Genomic DNA, 16,454 nt, shown 5'->3' on the forward strand with positions numbered 1-16,454 from the left:
CGAAATTTCTTTTTAGCCTTACTTGCTGGGAGCTGCCTGTTACTCAGTGCCTGTAACGATAGCGATAGTGGCGATAACAATAACGCTCAGCCAGAGCCGAAGCCACCTACCTCAAGCTGCAAGATGCATTGCGCCCCTTAAAGAATAACAATAAGGAAATGAATAAAATGAATCGTCGTGACTTTTTATTAAATTCGACTAAGGCACTATTTGGGACTGCAGCGCTGACCAGTTTTCCAATGAGTATTCAAAAGGCACTGGCAATTGATGCCAAGGTCGAAACCGGCACCATCAAAGATGTGAAACACGTGGTGATCCTGACTCAGGAAAATCGCTCTTTTGATAATTATTTTGGTACCTTGAAAGGGGTACGTGGATTTGGCGACCGTTTCACCATTCCTTTAAGTGAAGGTCGTAAAGTCTGGGAACAGTACGATGCCAAAAAGAACAAGGTCTATCCGTATCACCTGGACAGCAGCCGCGGCAATGCGCAGCGGGTCAGTGGTACACCGCATTCATGGACCGATGGGCAATATGCCTGGGATCATGGCCGGATGGGGAAATGGGTGCAATACAAGCAACCACAATCGATGGGCTATTACAAACAACAGGAAGTGGAGTTCCAGTTTGCCTTAGCCAATGCCTTTACTCTGTGTGATGCGTATCACTGCGCCATGCACACCGGAACCAACTCCAACCGTATGTTTATCTGGACGGGAACCAATGGTCCAACCGGGGCCAATGTTGCCAGCGTGGTCAATGATCTGGACTCGATTGGGTCATCTCTCACCGGTTATGACTGGACCACTTATCCTGAACGTCTACAGCAAGCAGGCGTCAGCTGGAAAGTCTATCAAAACATGCCGGATAACTTTACCGATAATCCCTTGGCTGGTTTTAAAAAGTATCGCCGTGCCAATGAATTATCTGGCAAACCCGTGAATAACACCACCATTTGCCCAGCTTATGACCCAGCCATTGATGCCAGACAACCCTTGTATAAAGGGATTGCCAATACCATGCCAGATGGCGGTTTCCTTGGTTCATTTAAAGACGATATTGCCAAAGGGCAGTTACCGCAGGTGAGCTGGCTGGTGGCCCCTGCAACCTATAGTGAACATCCGGGTCCTTCAAGCCCTGTGCAAGGCGCATGGTATATTCAGGAAGTCCTCAATGCACTTACAGAGCGTCCGGAACTCTGGAGCCAGACGGTTTTCCTGATTAACTTCGATGAAAATGATGGCTTCTTTGACCATGTACCTTCACCAAGTGCACCTTCAATGGATATATCCGGTGAGGTCTATGGCAAATCGACCTTAAGCAAGGAACAGATGTCCTATGAGTATGCAACACATGCCAAGGCATCCAGTGGCCAACCGAATTTTACCAATCCAGAGGTCAGTAATGGGGTCGGGGTCTATGGGCCAGGAATCCGTGTGCCGATGTATATCATTTCGCCATGGAGTCGTGGCGGCTGGGTCAACTCACAGGTGTTTGACCACTCCTCCGTAATTCGCTTCCTAGAACAGTGCTTTGGGGTACAGGAACCGAATATCAGTCCTTATCGTCGTGCCGTATGTGGTGATTTAACCTCGGCCTTTAACTTTAAGACTCCGAATTTACTGCCTATGCCAGATCTGGCAGGTAAGAAGAGTAAAGCCGATGCGGATGCGATTCGTAAAGCACAGGAGCAATTAGCGCAAGTCAGCCGTCCAGACAGCCAGACTTATCCTGTTCAGGAACTGGGTATCCGACCATCGCGTGCCTTGCCATATATTTTGCACACCAGTGCCAAAGTGGATAGCAGCGCGAAAACAGTCAAACTGATGTTCTCTAATACCGGGACACATGCAGCCGTATTCCATGTCTATGATAAATTGAATCTGGATGCGGTACCGCGCCGTTATATGGTGGAGGCAGGCAAGCAACTGGATGATATTTGGCAGAGCAAGGACAACCAGTATGATTTGTGGGTATTGGGTCCTAATGGTTTTCATCGCAGCTTTAGCGGTGACCTGACACAGATCGCACAAATTCAGGCATTGCCAGAAATCCGGATTTGTATGGAGGAGTGTGATCCCAAACTGTTCCTGAAAGTACGTAATGATGCGGGGCAGACTGCAAAATTGCTGGTCAAAGCCAATGCCTATTTGCCGAATAAGACTTGGCACATTGAAACGGCTGCGGCTGAACAGGAACTGAGCTGGGATATGAGCGAGTTCGGCGGCTGGTATGATTTTACCGTCACCATTGAAAATGATCCGAGCTATCGCCGTCGCTTTGCTGGACGTATTGAAACCAATGAAGACTCGATTTCTGATCCGTATATGGGCTTTATGGCGTTATAAATTATTGGATGAGATCAGAAAAAGCAGTCTAGGTGAGCACTTGGGCTGCTGTTTTAGATTCAATTAGCGTAATAAAAAGTAAAGACATAGTACAGTCAGCAGTGACACACTAAGAAAACCTGCTACATATACTTCAGTACTGTCAAAATCCACCCGCTGCCCGAAACGATAACAGCGGACGACCGCATAACCGATACTGCGGATCAATCCTTCAAACAGAATCTCAAAGATCACATTCATAAATACAAAGCGAAAAACTTAAAAAGTAACTGGAATAAAGCCTCAAATATACTGTCCATCATTATTATTTTAATCAGTCACGTTGCTGAGCATTGTCGGCTTACACAGCAAGAAAGGAAAGCAGACATAAAGCCAGCATCGTCAACACAACATTACCGAGAGTTTACATGCCTGTAACACAGCCCACTGATTTGACTCATTTAAATTTGCTAGATTGAGGAAAATTGAAACAAGCACATTGAAGGGAAAGCATGTTACAGGTATTTTTGGTGTTACTCACCGCAGTAACTTTTGTTTTAATGGCGGCAGATCCACGCCCCACTGATTCGACCGAAGCCAAATCAGCATGGCAAGTTGAAACGACAGAAGTGACTAAAAAAACAGAGCTTTTTGCTTCACAAAAGCATGAGTCTCAAAACAAAGAGACCGACCAAGCTTAAGCGTTAAAACGCATCGATAAATCAACCGCTGTTACATCTTTGGTCAATACACCCATTGAAATGTAATCCACGCCAGTGGTCGCCACTTCACGCAAATTTTCAATAGTGATATTGCCCGATGCTTCTAGCTTGCAGCGACCTGCGACGTGTTTCACCGCATCAATCATCTGTTGCTGACTAAAGTTATCCAGCATCACGATATCAGCCCCTGCTTCCAGTGCCTGATTTAACTCCTCCCAAGTTTCCACTTCGACTTCGACCGGTTTGCCCGGTGCGATTTCGTGTGCTTTGGTGATGGCCTGGGCAATGCCGCCAGCAGCCATAATATGATTTTCTTTAATCAGAAATGCATCAAATAAACCCAAGCGGTGATTTTGTCCACCACCGATGGCTACCGCATATTTTTGTGCAATACGCAGGCCTGGCAAGGTTTTACGGGTATCCAGCAGTTTGGTATGTAAACCGTCAAGCTGTTTGACATAGTTAGCGGTTTTAGTTGCAACCGCAGACAGGCTCTGGATAAAGTTTAAAGCTGGGCGTTCTACTGTGAGTAAGCTGCGCGCTGAACCAGCGAGTTTGAGGAACGCTTCATTTGCCGCAACAACGTCACCTTCTTGCTTTAACCAAGTCACTTGCACGCTGTTGTCATAGGCTTGGATCAAGGCATTCACCCAAGGCTGACCAGCCAAGACCATTTCTTCACGGCTAATAATGGTCGCAGTGGCTTGCTCATCGACTGGTGTAAGCATGGCGGTAATATCGCCATCCCCAATATCTTCCTGTAATGCTTGTTGAATATTGATTTGAATAGATTGTTCAAGCAAAGATTGAGGAATACTCATACCAGTTCCAGTGTATGTTTGACTAAAAAACGTGTGTCATATATTAACATCCTCCCTGCAAAAAATAAGTATTTCATCTCGATTATTCTGGAGAAAGCATGGCAGAATGGCGCCTATACAGATTAAATTGCTGATTCGAGTCACAATGCAACACGCTAGATTTGCTCAAGTACAAGAGGGTGTATTGGTGGGGGCGACCCAGATTGCCTCGCCTAATTTTAATGCACGACCTGCCGGAACCGATATTCAACTGATCGTCATCCACAATATCAGTTTGCCGCCTTCCCAGTTTGGTGGGGGCTATATTCAGCAATTTTTTCAGAACCAGCTGGACTGGTCGCTCCATCCTTATTTTCAGACTATTCAAGGGATGCAGGTCTCGGCACACCTGCTGATTTTGCGCACAGGTGAAGTCATTCAGTTTGTGAACTTTAATGAGCGTTCCTGGCATGCAGGACGTTCAAGTTATCTTGCGCAGAAAGAATGTAATGATTATTCGATCGGGATCGAACTGGAGGGGAGTGATGATTTACCCTTTGAGCCCGAACAATACCAGTCTCTGGTTGAAGTGGTCAGCACCTTACAGCAGGCTTATCCAAAAATTCAGAATCATCTTGCAGGGCATTCTGACATTGCACCCAAACGCAAAACCGATCCAGGTGAGTATTTTGATTGGCCATTGTTCCGGAATTTGCTTGCTCAACACAAGTTAGCCGAAAAAACATCGATAGATTTATAATTTCACAACGAAATCCATCAGGACTTTCATTACAATAACGCTTTTTAAAAGATAAGCCGTAGGTGAGTGCGATGGCATTGTGGCGATCGACTGTAATTGTCAGTGCAATGACAATGTTATCCCGGGTGTTGGGGTTGGTACGTGATGTGGTACTGCTCAATGTATTTGGTGCGGGTAAGGACTTCGATACCTTCGTTGTTGCCTTTCGTATTCCCAACTTTTTTAGGCGCTTATTCGCAGAAGGGGCTTTTTCTCAAGCCTTCATTCCGGTTTTAACCGAATATAAAACCAGCCGCACTCATGCTGAAGTCCAGATTCTCATTAGTCGGGTATTTGGCTGTTTGCTCACGGCCATGTCCTTACTGACCTTTGTGGCGATGGTGGCTGCGCCTGCCATTATTTATCTCTATGCCCCGGGCTTCCATAATGACCCAGAGAAGTTTGAGCTCGCGGTCGATATGTTCCGCCTGACCATTCCTTATCTGATGTTTATGTCCTTGACGGCCTTTGCCAGCAGTATTCTCAACAGTTATGGTTCTTTTGCCTCACCTGCGTTTTCTCCGGTCTTGCTTAATGTGGCAATGATTGCTGGGGCGTGGTGGTTGACGCCGTATATGGCTGAGCCGATTATGGCATTGGGTTGGGCAGTGGTTGCCGCAGGGATTCTGCAGCTAGCGATTCAGATTCCGGAATTATGGAAAAAGAATTTGTTAATTCCACCTAAAGTGGATTTCAAACATGAAGGTGTGGATCGCATCTTAAAGCTGATGTTACCTGCTTTATTTGGTGTATCGGTCACCCAGATTAACCTGTTGCTGAATACCATTTGGGCTTCCTTTATGCAGGATGGTTCAGTCTCATGGTTATACAGTGCTGAACGTATGACCGAGTTACCTTTGGGACTGATTGGTGTCGCGATTGGTACCGTGATTTTACCATCATTGTCTGCGCGCCATGCTGAACAGGACCAAACCAAATTTAGAAGTATGATTGATTGGGCCGCCAAGGTAATCATGCTGGTCGGGATCCCTGCCAGTATTGCCTTATTTATGTTGTCGACGCCGATCATTCAAGCGCTATTCCAACGCGGTGAATTCACTCTGGAAGATACCAAGATGACCGCTCTGGCACTGCAATGTATGAGTGCAGGGGTGATCTCGTTTATGCTGATCAAAGTATTTGCCCCGGGCTTCTATGCACAGCAAGATACCAAAACGCCTGTTCGGGTGGGTTTAATGGCGGTTGCTGCGAATGCCATTCTCAACGTGGTGTTTATTGGCTTCTTTAAATTGATTGACTGGCAGGCGGAGCATATGGCTTTAGCCTTAGCTTCTTCTGGCTCCGCTTTGGTGAATGCAGGCATGCTGTATTTCTATTTGCATAAACGTAATATCTTCCGTTTTGGCGCGCATTGGAAAAAACTGGCGTTTCAATATGCAGTGGCCAATATCGCGATGATTGCAGCATTGTGGTATGGCTTAACCTGGTATCAGGGAGAGGTCTCGCAATGGCTGCGTATTGCAGAAGTGATCGGGTTATGTGTGGTAGGGGTAGTTGCTTACCTAATCGGATTGCTGGTAACAGGATTTAGACCGAGACATTTAAAAGCATAAGTCATTTGAAAAATTAAACCCTCCAACATGGAGGGCTTTTTATTATTTCACTTCCAGTAATTCAATATCAAAAATTAAAGTACTGTTTGGTCCGATCGCATCACCTGAACCGACGTCGCCATAAGCAAGATTGGCTGGAATAAAGAAGCGACTCTTACCGCCTTCCTTCATGGTTTGCACACCTTCCGTCCAGCCTGCAATCACCTGGTTCAGTTTGAACTCCACAGGGTGATTACGGGCGATAGAACTGTCAAATACGGTACCATCCAGCAAACGGCCTTCATAATTGACTTTAACGGTAGAGGTGGCTTTGGGAGATTTTCCCTTACCAGCTTGGAGCACTTGATATTGTAAGCCTGACTTGGTGGTTACGATATCGGCTTTTTTGCCGTTTTCCACTAAAAACGCTTTGCCGGACTGATCATTTTTTTGGGCCTGTTCCTGAAACTCAACCAGTTGCTTGGCTTCCAGACGCTTTTTATATTGATTCAGCACATTGGCCATTTCTTCATCGGTTAAAGAAGCCGCTTTACCTTGCATGGCTTCCTGTAAGCCTTGTACAAAGGTCTCGATATTTAAATCTTTGAGTGTTTCGGCATTTCCTCGACCCATCAGATAGCCGTAGCTATAGCCGAGTTGATCTTTTTGTGGGCTCTTTGTTGAAATGGATGCTGCTTGAACCGTTCCGATGGTTGAGGCAATTAAAATCAGGCCTAATCTTTTCATTCTATCTTCCAAAAAAATAAAGGAGGGCACCAGCCCTCCTTAAATCATTTATTTTACAGCGATTAATTCTACGTCAAATACCAATGGGCTATTTGGTGGAATTGAGCCAGGAACACCTTGTTCACCGTAACCGAGGTTGGCAGGAATATAAAGCGTTGCCTTACCGCCTTCTTTCATCAACTGTAGGCCTTCGGTCCAACCAGGGATAACCTGGTTCAGTGGGAATTCAATTGGCTCGCCACGGTCATAAGAGCTATCAAATACTTTACCGTCTGGAAGCTGACCTTTGTAGTGAACTTTCACGGTAGAGCTTGCAGTCGGTTGCTTGCCTGTACCTTCTTTGGTGATTTTATATTGCAGGCCAGAAGCGGTGGTTTTCACGCCTTCTTTCTTGGCATTTTCTGCCAGGAAGCTGCTATTGGTTGCTTCAACTTTTTTCGTTTCATCCATTTGCTTTTGTTGCAGCTGCTTCTGGAATTCTACATAGGCTGCCTGTAACTCTTCTTCTGTATATGCAGCAGGTTTTTGTGCATGGGCATCACGGAAACCTGTAATAAATGCACTGGTTTCTAATTCTGGTGGTGTTTGCTTAGCCACTTCGTAGCCGAGTGCATAACTGATTTTCGCGACAGGCGCTGCATTTTTATCAGCTTTTGCCCCAAGTTCAGTCGCTGGGTGTTGAGTTGCATAATAGACAGGAACGAGTGCTGCACCGCCTAATACGGCTGCGACAACGAAAGGTAAAGCTTTACTCATGAGATGTCCCAAAGTGAGATTGGAATAAAAAATATGGCAATGATCTTAGCATGTCTAAGCTGAGGCATTGAATAATTAAGCGCAAAAATGCGTGGGTTTTTTATAAGATTTATGTGTTTAAGCATAAAAAAACCAGATCCCGGGATCTGGTTTTTTAACAATCAATTTAAAGTTTGCTTAGTCATCTTTATTGGCTTTATAAGCATAAGAATAGTTATAACCATAGCCGTAACCGGCACTTGAACGTTGAATGTCATTCAGGATGAAGCCATTCACTTTCACATTCGCCTGTTCAAAACGGTTCAGGCTCAGCTCAAGCTCTTTCATTTGTGATTTGGCATAACGTGCAACCAGTAAATTCACACCCGCATATTGCGAAATAATAATACCATCGGTTACTGCCAGGATTGGTGGCGTATCGATAATGATATGGTCGTATTGCTGGCTCAACTGCTCCATCAAAGCTTTAAACTGTTCTGAACTCAACATTTCAGACGGATTCGCCGGATTTTTACCCCGTGCAATCACACTGAGCCCAGCTACATCGGTTTGACGGACGACTTGGTTCAAATCAGCCAAATTGCTCAAGTATTCCGCTAGGCCAGGTTTAACCTCTAAATTAAAATATTTATGTATATAACCACGACGCATATCGGCATCAATCAGCAATACCTTTTTATTGCTCTGCGCAAGGATGGTGGCTAAATTGGTGGAGATAAATGATTTTCCAACTTCTGGTGATGGTCCCGCAATCATGATGATATTATTTTTTGCATTTGATAATGCAAAATGAATCGCGGTTCGAATACTACGTAAACTTTCTACTGCAATATCATCATTATGTTTAACCGCCAAAATTGGAATCGATTTCTTTTTCTTCAAGATACTCATACGGGTTTCTTGAACAGGCGAACGAGGCACGGTGGCATACACAGGCAGATCAAACTCATTTTCAATTTGGGTCGAATCTTTAACACCAGTACGTAACATACTACGTAACAAAGCAATCAAAGTTCCTAAGAAACCACCCAGGAAGATTGAAAGGATTAGAATCTGTAATTTTTTTGGTTTAATTGGTTGCACAGGTTCAACTGCGGTATCCACGATCCGTACATTGCCAATTTCGCCCGCTTTGGCAATACGTAATTGCTGATACGAGTTTAATAGGGCTGTATAGAGTTGGGTTTTGACTTCAACTTCACGATACAACTGCAGGTACTGACGTTGAACATCTGGTAACTGTTTTAAGGTACTATTGAGTTCTGCTATCTGTTTATTTAATGCACCAATTTGTGCATTGATTTCACGCATGGCTGGATGCTCAGCTGTATATTTGGCTGCCAGATCTGCCTGTTGCTGTTGTAACTCAATTTTTTTGGTTTCAAGTGTGATACTTTGGGTTAAATACAGTTCCGATTCTTTAGTGACATCAACAGTATTATATTGTTGACGGAACTTGTTAAATACCCGTTCTGCATCATCCAGTTGCTTTTTTAACTCAGGTAATTGCTCATCCAGAAATTTTAAGGTTTGTGCGGTTTCAGCAGAGCGGCGCTCGACATTTTGTGCGCTATACGCAGCTAAAACGGCATTCAGCACTTTGGTAATATGTTCTTTGTCCTGACCTTGATAGTTTAGCTCAAGAATCCCGGTTAGTTTACCTTTTTCTGCAACCGAGTAGTTGGCATTAATTGCTTGGACTGCGGCAGGTAGAGAACTCTTCCTTAAGAAATAATGTGTATCAAAGGTGTCTTTAGCAAAAATAGCAAGCTTCCAGACACCATAACGGGTACTGATTTGATTTAGCTTATTTAATGGTGCAGTTAAAATTACTTCTTTAGTTGCAGGGTCGGTTAAGCTAAAATTTTGATCTTTAAAACTTAAGCTTAGTGTTTTATCTAGATAATAGTTTGGTATATCAAATTGCTGGATATCAAATGATTTTTGCTCATCATGAAATGTAACTGCTTTAGGGTTATATTCCGTCGCATAATCAGCTTTATTAAATAAACGATGTGAAAAAGTATTTTCCGGACTGGAAATATTTAGGTCCAGATGCAGGGCCTGAATCACCGAGCCAAGTACCAGACGTGACTTTAAGATTTCAATTTCGGACTGTGCCGGTGATTTCTGATCAATCACTTGTGATAGATCACCGAGTAGGGCAGCGGAAGCCCCTTTTTTGTCTTCCACTTGTACCAGTGCATCGACTGAATAAGTATAAGGTGTAACACGTAGGTAGAGTAAAGCAAGGACCAAGCTTAGAATAATACATAGCGCAATGAGCTTCCATTGGGCAATCAAAGCAAAGAAAAGCTCTTTCAGGTCAATTGTATCTTCAGTATTGGTAGTTTGGCTCATAATCTTAATCTAAAAAGTTAAATATAATTTTTCCAGTCAGCTACGCACTGTTGAATTAGCTGACAGGTATTATCAAAAAAGGCCTGATCGTGTTGGTAGGGATCAGGTACATTCTTATTTTGCCAATGCCCTAGACGAAATACTTTGCCTTTTGCAAACGGCCATGTTTGCTCGATATGCTTTTGCTGATTATGGCTCATCACTAAAATCAGATCTGCCTGTTTGAGCTGTTCTGCATTTAGTTTTTTGGCAATATGCGGACCCATATCAATATTTAAACGTTGCATACACAATTGGGCTTTGTCATCGGCCGGATGCCCAATCAGCCCGGAAATACCTGCAGATTCAATCTGCAGGTTAGGGTGTTGCTGTTTGAGCATATACTCTGCCATGGGGCTACGGCAAATATTACCGATACATACAACTAAAATCTTTTTGATATCCATTCTAGTTATTGTCCCAAGCGGTCTATGGTATATAAAGCATTTGAGAACGGAATAATCTGGTTAACAACACGTTGCCAACGGGTCAGGCCAGTAGAATCTACATAGACAATATCATTACTACGCAGTTTAAACTGATTGGCTAGACCAAAATCGCCCAGACTTGATAAATTCAAGTGATACAGTTCGGTACGACGATCTTGCGGATTGGTGCGGAGCACATAAATCCGGCTGGCGCTGGCTGAAAGTGGGTTGAGGCCTAAACTTTCACCTAAGGCATCGCTGAGGGTCATACCCTGATCACGCATTGGCAATGCCTGGTTTTTACCTGATTCACCCATCACATAAATTTTTTGATTTTCTCGATTAGTGACATAAATCGTATCATTAGGCTGCACTAATAGTTTATGTAGCGAATAGCCTGCTTTTTCCAGCGCGATGGTATTCAGGTCATAAGTAATACCATTACGAATCAGTTGAATAAAGGTGTTATCACCTTTATCGGTGACACCACCGGCCATTCCTAAAGCAGTATAAATACTAATTGGTTGGTTGTTCAAAAAGAACTCCCCCCCTTTAGGAACACTACCTTGCACTGAATAACGCTGTCCCTGATAAGAGATCACCCGCACAATCACATCCGGATTCTTTAAATATTGTGAAAACCGGTTGCGTAAGTCAGTGTTGAGCTGTGCCAGTGTTTTTCCAGCAGCTTTATAGCGACCCACTAAGGGCAGTTGTATATAGCCACTTGCATCAATAGGATAACCATTGGCTTGGACAGTCTGATCATTACTAATCGTTGTAGGAGGTGTAATTTCTGGATAAGCCCAAAGCTGAATGGAAAGCACATCACCAAAACTTAGACGATAAATTTGCTGCTGTTGTTTAAAAAGTGTCGAATAATTATTGCGATAGTCAATTTGAGCGGGCTGAATCGCGGGTAAGTTGTCTTGGGTAATTTTAATTACATTGACATTGCTTCCTTGGCCAGTCGTGTATACACCTTCACTTGGAATATCATAGGTTTGTAAGCCAGAAGTCACAGCACAGGCTGTTGCACTCAGACTAATTGCAAGAATGGAAAAAAGTTGATAATGCTTCACACTCGACCCTTGAATAGTTATATCTGTTGTCACGCAACAACATATCTTTGGACTTAGAATTGGGGTCATTCTAGCTGAAAAATATCAAAAAAGCACCGAAGAATCATTTCGGTTTGTATGTTTAGTTTATCTGAAAAAACATGAAAATGACTTTGCAGCATATGATACTTACAAGGCTAGGGATAACCTTGTAAAAAGCTTTTGAGTCCTGTTAGAGCGTTTAAATCAGGTTCGGTTAAGTCTTTGCTGTAATAACGTATTTCAGCTTTGCTTAAAGCCATAAAATGGACTGTTTACTACATGTAGAAGACATTTAAAAAAGATAAAGTTGATTGAAATCATTCCTGCTATATTCAGTAAAAATAGTGTCATTCGAGTGTATGAGAAAAGTTAAAGCCTTTTGCTTTAAAATACAGCAGTGATAGAAGTTGATGAGCAACAAGTAAGATATTCTCATTAGGAAAACAGGATTTTAGCGACGAGCTGTAATTGTTATTTCGTCAAATCCTTTCAATCAAGGACTCGTTGTTCCTACCCAAGTACTGGGCGATAGGAGCAAGAAAGCGTGTATTAACAAAATACCTGAGAGGAATAAGCAACTTTTAAAGCATACATAATAAGTCATATATAAAAAGGGTGAATTTGATGAAGAAAGTTTTATTGGTATTCGGCACACGGCCAGAAGCGATCAAGATGGCGCCTTTGGCTTTAAAGTTACAACACTATTCGCAAGATTTTGAGACCAAAGTCTGTGTAACCGGACAACATCGGCAGATGCTGGATCAGGTGTTGGAACTATTTAGTTTAAAACCTGATTTTGACTTAAATTTAATGAAGCCAGGACAAACGCTCTCCGATGTGACCTCCGGAGTACTTAAAGGTCTGGAGCAGGTGTTCGAGCAATGGCTGCCAGATGTGATTTTAGTACATGGTGATACTGCGACTACATTTGCCGCATCCTTAGCTGCGTATTACCATAAAATCAAAGTAGGGCATGTTGAGGCTGGGCTACGTACAGGTGATTTATATTCTCCTTGGCCGGAAGAAGCCAATCGACAATTAACCGGTGTATTGGCAAATTATCATTTTGCACCAACACAATCCTCTTATGACAACCTGATTAAAGAAAATGTGAACCCAGCGACTATTGTTGTGACCGGTAATACCGTGATTGATGCGCTATTGCAAGTCAAACAAAAGGTTGAGCAAGATCAAACACTGATCGAACAATTTCAACAGCAGTTCTCATTTCTCGAGAAAGAGAAGAAACTGATTCTGGTGACGGGTCATCGTCGTGAGAACTTTGGTCAGGGTTTTTTAAATATTTGTCAGGCCTTAGCGAATCTGGCAAAAAAATATCCGGATATCCAGATTGTGTATCCGGTGCATTTAAATCCCAATGTACAGCAACCGGTGAACGCACTTTTGGCCGATATTGACAATGTGTATCTGATTGCACCTCAAGACTACTTACCTTTCGTCTATTTAATGAATCGTAGTTACCTGATTCTGACCGACTCTGGCGGGATTCAGGAAGAAGCACCTTCTTTAGGTAAACCAGTGCTGGTAATGCGAGATACCACCGAAAGACCTGAAGCTGTACAGGCTGGCACAGTGCGTTTAGTGGGAACAGAGATCGCTGCGATTGAACAGTCGGTAGCAGAATTGCTTGAAAATCCTGATGTTTATGCTGAAATGGCTTCAGCACATAATCCATATGGCGATGGTACGGCCTGTCAGCAGATTATTCAGTTTTTGCTTCAAGTCTCATAATAAAGATGTTGGTGAGTGACTCAGCTTTATAATTTTTCTTGATTTCATTTATAAGTCGATAAGAATGATTGGTAAGTTTCAGTAAACACAATCATACAATTGAAATGAGGGAGTCTTAAAAAATTTGCTATAGTACGCACGACGTTTAATGTGAAGCATTAGGCCTGAAAAAATCATTTGATACTGATGTAAACTTTATAAAGGAATAGGCTGATTGTGATGCAACTTGCCGAATTGAAAATAGCAATTATTGGTTTAGGGTATGTAGGTTTGCCATTGGCAGTTGAGTTTGGCAAAAAAACTCCTGTAGTAGGTTTCGATATCCACCAAAAACGTATAGATGAACTTAAAAGTGGTCAAGACCATACGTTGGAAGTGTCACCAGAAGAATTAAGTCAAGCCACCAACTTAAGTTATAGCGCAAATTTAGAAGACTTAAAAAGCTGTAACTTTTTTATTGTGACTGTACCGACCCCGGTTGACGAGGTGAATCGTCCAGACTTGACACCTTTACGAAAAGCGAGCGAAACCTTAGGCAAGGTGATTAAAAAAGGCGATATCGTTGTTTACGAATCCACCGTTTATCCGGGGGCTACCGAAGAAGTCTGTATTCCTGTGCTCGAAAAAATTTCAGGCCTAAAGTTTAACCAGGATTTCTTTGCGGGTTATAGTCCTGAACGGATCAATCCTGGCGATAAAGTAAATACCTTAACCAAGATTAAAAAAATCACCAGTGGTAGTACGCCCGAAGTTGCAGATAAAGTAGATGCGGTTTATGCCAGCATTATTACTGCCGGTACCCATAAAGCATCAAGTATTAAAGTTGCAGAAGCAGCCAAGGTTATCGAAAACACACAGCGTGACTTAAACATTGCCTTGGTGAATGAACTATCGGTGATTTTTGATCGTCTGGGTATTGATACCATAGATGTGCTTGAAGCTGCTGGCAGTAAGTGGAACTTCTTGCCATTCCGTCCAGGTCTGGTAGGAGGGCATTGTATTGGTGTCGATCCATACTATTTAACCCATAAAGCTGAAGAAGTGGGCTACCATCCACAGGTTATTCTGGCCGGTCGTCGTATTAATGACAATATGGCACGCTATGTCGCGCGTAATACCATCAAGCGTATGTTACAAAATGGTATTGATGTACCTCGTGCAAAAGTAGGCGTACTCGGCGTTACCTTTAAAGAAAACTGCCCGGATATCCGTAATAGTAAAGTCGCGGACTTGATTAGAGAGTTCGAAGCCTGGGGTGCTCAAGTGGTCGTTGCGGACCCGTGGGCAGATGCTGACGAAGTCAAGCATGAGTATGGAGTTGAATTAGGTCAGGTCAATGCAGAACATCCGGTCGATGCACTGGTTGTTGCGGTGGGACATAATGAATTCCGTAACTTGTCTGCAGCCGAGCTAAAAAGCTATGTGCGCACTAATCAACCTGTTCTTGCCGATGTCAAAGGTTTATTTGACCGTATCAGCATGACTGAACAGGGTTTTACAGTCTTCCGTCTATAATTTAAAAATTGAAAAGAAGTGAAACGATGAAAAAATTTGCTCTTATCGGTGCGGCTGGATATATCGCACCCCGCCATTTGAAAGCAATCAAGGAAACAGGCAATACTTTGGCTGTAGCCATGGATGTAAATGACTCTGTCGGAATTATGGACAGTCACTTCCCTGAAGCAGAATTCTTTACTGAATTTGAAGAATTTGAAGCCTATGTAGAAGACCAAAAATTAAAAGGTGAAAAGCTGGATTATGTTGCGATCTGCTCACCCAACTATCTCCATGCCCCTCACATGAAATATGCGTTAAAAAACGGTATTGAAGTGATTTGTGAAAAACCATTGGTACTGAATTCAGAAGATTTAAATATGCTTTCTGAATATGAAAAGCAATATGGTGCTAAGGTAAACTCAATTTTACAGTTACGTTTACATCCGTCTATTATTGCCCTGCGCGATAAAGTTCAAGCTGCACCGGCAGATAAAGTATTTGATGTTGACCTGACTTATCTCACTTCTCGTGGTAAATGGTATTTAAAATCCTGGAAAGGCGTAGACAACAAATCGGGTGGGGTTGCGACCAATATTGGTGTGCACTTCTATGACATGCTGCATTTTATTTTTGGCAAAATTGTTAAAAATGAAGTGCATTTCCGCGATGAAAAAACGGCTTCAGGTTATCTGGAATACGAACGTGCGCGCGTACGCTGGTTCCTGTCGATTGATGCCAATAACCTTCCAGACAATGCAGTACAAGGTGAGAAACTGACTTATCGCAGTATTACCATTGAAAATGAAGAACTTGAATTTTCTGGCGGCTTTACCGATCTTCATACCCAAAGCTACCAGCGTGTACTGGAAGGTAAGGGTTACGGGGTTGAAGAAAACCGTGCAGCAATTGAGACTGTTGAAGTGATCCGTGTTTCTCCTATTGTTGAAAATCCGGAAAATCCTCATCCATTATTGGCAAAGGTGAAAAAAGCATGAGCTTTTATCAACATGAAACGGCCATAGTGGATGATGGCGCACAAATCGGTGAAGATTCACGGGTCTGGCACTTTGTGCATGTCTGTGGCGGCGCCAAAATCGGTAAAGGTGTGTCTCTGGGTCAGAACGTATTTGTGGGTAACCGCGTCATTATTGGTGACCATTGTAAAGTCCAGAACAATGTATCGGTTTACGATAATGTCGTTCTGGAAGAAGGCGTATTTTGTGGGCCGAGCATGGTCTTTACTAATGTGTATAACCCGCGTTCGTTGATAGAGCGTAAAGATCAATATCGTGACACGCTGGTGAAAAAGGGTGCCACATTAGGCGCGAACTGTACCATTGTCTGCGGTGTGACAATCGGCGCATATGCTTTTGTTGGGGCGGGTGCAGTCGTGAATAAAGATGTCCCTGCTTATGCACTGATGGTGGGTGTACCTGCAAAACAAATTGGCTGGATGAGTGAGTTTGGTGAGCAACTAGATCTTCCTTTGCAAGGACAGGCACAAGTGACCTGCTCGCATACAGGCGCAGTTTACCAACTTGATGGAACGATACTGACAAAGCAAGGTTAA

14 protein-coding genes are annotated in these 16,454 nt (G+C 43.2%); 8 read left to right on the top strand and 6 right to left on the bottom strand.

The annotated features are described in order from the left end of the window. Positions 1-167 precede the first annotated feature (167 nt). Both JO943_RS16190 and JO943_RS16195 read left to right on the top strand, forming a co-directional pair. Entirely contained in the window at positions 168-2,348 is a 2,181-nt protein-coding gene (locus tag JO943_RS16190; protein ID WP_202741308.1) for a phosphocholine-specific phospholipase C, read from the top strand. Positions 2,349-2,839: 491 nt separating this feature from the next. After that, on the top strand, positions 2,840-3,028 hold the full coding sequence (locus JO943_RS16195) for a hypothetical protein (protein WP_150956957.1): 189 nt from the start codon (positions 2,840-2,842) through the stop codon (positions 3,026-3,028). On the opposite strand, the gene nadC is transcribed toward JO943_RS16195, so the two are convergent. Beyond that, positions 3,025-3,870: a carboxylating nicotinate-nucleotide diphosphorylase gene (gene nadC / locus JO943_RS16200; RefSeq protein WP_032876852.1), complete on the bottom strand. Its 846-nt coding sequence runs from the start codon at positions 3,868-3,870 to the stop codon at positions 3,025-3,027. The genes JO943_RS16195 and nadC overlap by 4 nt on opposite strands. Before the next feature lie 145 nt (positions 3,871-4,015). On the opposite strand from nadC, the gene ampD reads away from it, so the two are divergent. Together ampD and murJ are read left to right on the top strand one after the other, a co-directional pair. Beyond that, positions 4,016-4,609 carry a 1,6-anhydro-N-acetylmuramyl-L-alanine amidase AmpD gene (ampD, locus tag JO943_RS16205; protein WP_005281445.1) on the top strand — a complete coding sequence of 198 codons (594 nt, stop codon included), beginning with the start codon at positions 4,016-4,018 and terminating at the stop codon, positions 4,607-4,609. A gap of 62 nt (positions 4,610-4,671) precedes the next feature. Then, positions 4,672-6,222, top strand: a complete 1,551-nt coding sequence (gene murJ / locus JO943_RS16210) for a murein biosynthesis integral membrane protein MurJ (protein WP_202741309.1) — start codon at positions 4,672-4,674, stop codon at positions 6,220-6,222. Positions 6,223-6,264: 42 nt separating this feature from the next. Here the strand turns inward: murJ and JO943_RS16215 are convergent, their stop codons facing one another. The 5 genes from JO943_RS16215 to JO943_RS16235 all read right to left on the bottom strand — a co-directional run bounded on the left by JO943_RS16215 (position 6,265) and on the right by JO943_RS16235 (position 11,614). Next, positions 6,265-6,948 carry an FKBP-type peptidyl-prolyl cis-trans isomerase gene (locus JO943_RS16215; RefSeq protein ID WP_202741310.1) on the bottom strand — a complete coding sequence of 228 codons (684 nt, stop codon included), beginning with the start codon at positions 6,946-6,948 and terminating at the stop codon, positions 6,265-6,267. Positions 6,949-6,996: 48 nt separating this feature from the next. Beyond that, positions 6,997-7,704 carry an FKBP-type peptidyl-prolyl cis-trans isomerase gene (locus JO943_RS16220; RefSeq protein WP_032870850.1) on the bottom strand — a complete coding sequence of 236 codons (708 nt, stop codon included), beginning with the start codon at positions 7,702-7,704 and terminating at the stop codon, positions 6,997-6,999. 177 nt (positions 7,705-7,881) lie between these two features. After that, positions 7,882-10,065 carry a polysaccharide biosynthesis tyrosine autokinase gene (locus JO943_RS16225; protein WP_202741311.1) on the bottom strand — a complete coding sequence of 728 codons (2,184 nt, stop codon included), beginning with the start codon at positions 10,063-10,065 and terminating at the stop codon, positions 7,882-7,884. 17 nt (positions 10,066-10,082) lie between these two features. Then, a complete protein-coding gene (locus JO943_RS16230) occupies positions 10,083-10,511 on the bottom strand; it encodes a low molecular weight protein-tyrosine-phosphatase (RefSeq protein ID WP_202741312.1) in 429 nt (142 codons plus the stop codon). 5 nt (positions 10,512-10,516) lie between these two features. Then, on the bottom strand, positions 10,517-11,614 hold the full coding sequence (locus tag JO943_RS16235; protein WP_202741313.1) for a polysaccharide biosynthesis/export family protein: 1,098 nt from the start codon (positions 11,612-11,614) through the stop codon (positions 10,517-10,519). A gap of 645 nt (positions 11,615-12,259) precedes the next feature. Here JO943_RS16235 and wecB point away from each other — a divergent pair. The 4 genes from wecB to wbpD all read left to right on the top strand — a co-directional run bounded on the left by wecB (position 12,260) and on the right by wbpD (position 16,454). Next, positions 12,260-13,387 (top strand): non-hydrolyzing UDP-N-acetylglucosamine 2-epimerase, encoded by a 1,128-nt coding sequence (wecB, locus tag JO943_RS16240; RefSeq protein ID WP_202741314.1) that lies wholly within the window; start codon positions 12,260-12,262, stop codon positions 13,385-13,387. A 219-nt stretch (positions 13,388-13,606) separates the two neighbouring features. After that, a complete protein-coding gene (tviB, locus tag JO943_RS16245) occupies positions 13,607-14,902 on the top strand; it encodes a Vi polysaccharide biosynthesis UDP-N-acetylglucosamine C-6 dehydrogenase TviB (RefSeq protein WP_005228285.1) in 1,296 nt (431 codons plus the stop codon). Between the two features lie 26 nt (positions 14,903-14,928). Continuing rightward, positions 14,929-15,879: a Gfo/Idh/MocA family protein gene (locus tag JO943_RS16250; RefSeq protein WP_005228287.1), complete on the top strand. Its 951-nt coding sequence runs from the start codon at positions 14,929-14,931 to the stop codon at positions 15,877-15,879. After that, positions 15,876-16,454, top strand: a complete 579-nt coding sequence (gene wbpD / locus JO943_RS16255; RefSeq protein ID WP_005228289.1) for a UDP-2-acetamido-3-amino-2,3-dideoxy-D-glucuronate N-acetyltransferase — start codon at positions 15,876-15,878, stop codon at positions 16,452-16,454. Before JO943_RS16250 ends, wbpD begins: the two co-directional genes overlap by 4 nt.

Source organism: Acinetobacter sp. 'aerobic (ED)', from assembly GCF_904886855.1.
In the GTDB taxonomy this organism is placed as follows: Bacteria; Pseudomonadota; Gammaproteobacteria; order Pseudomonadales; family Moraxellaceae; genus Acinetobacter; species Acinetobacter courvalinii.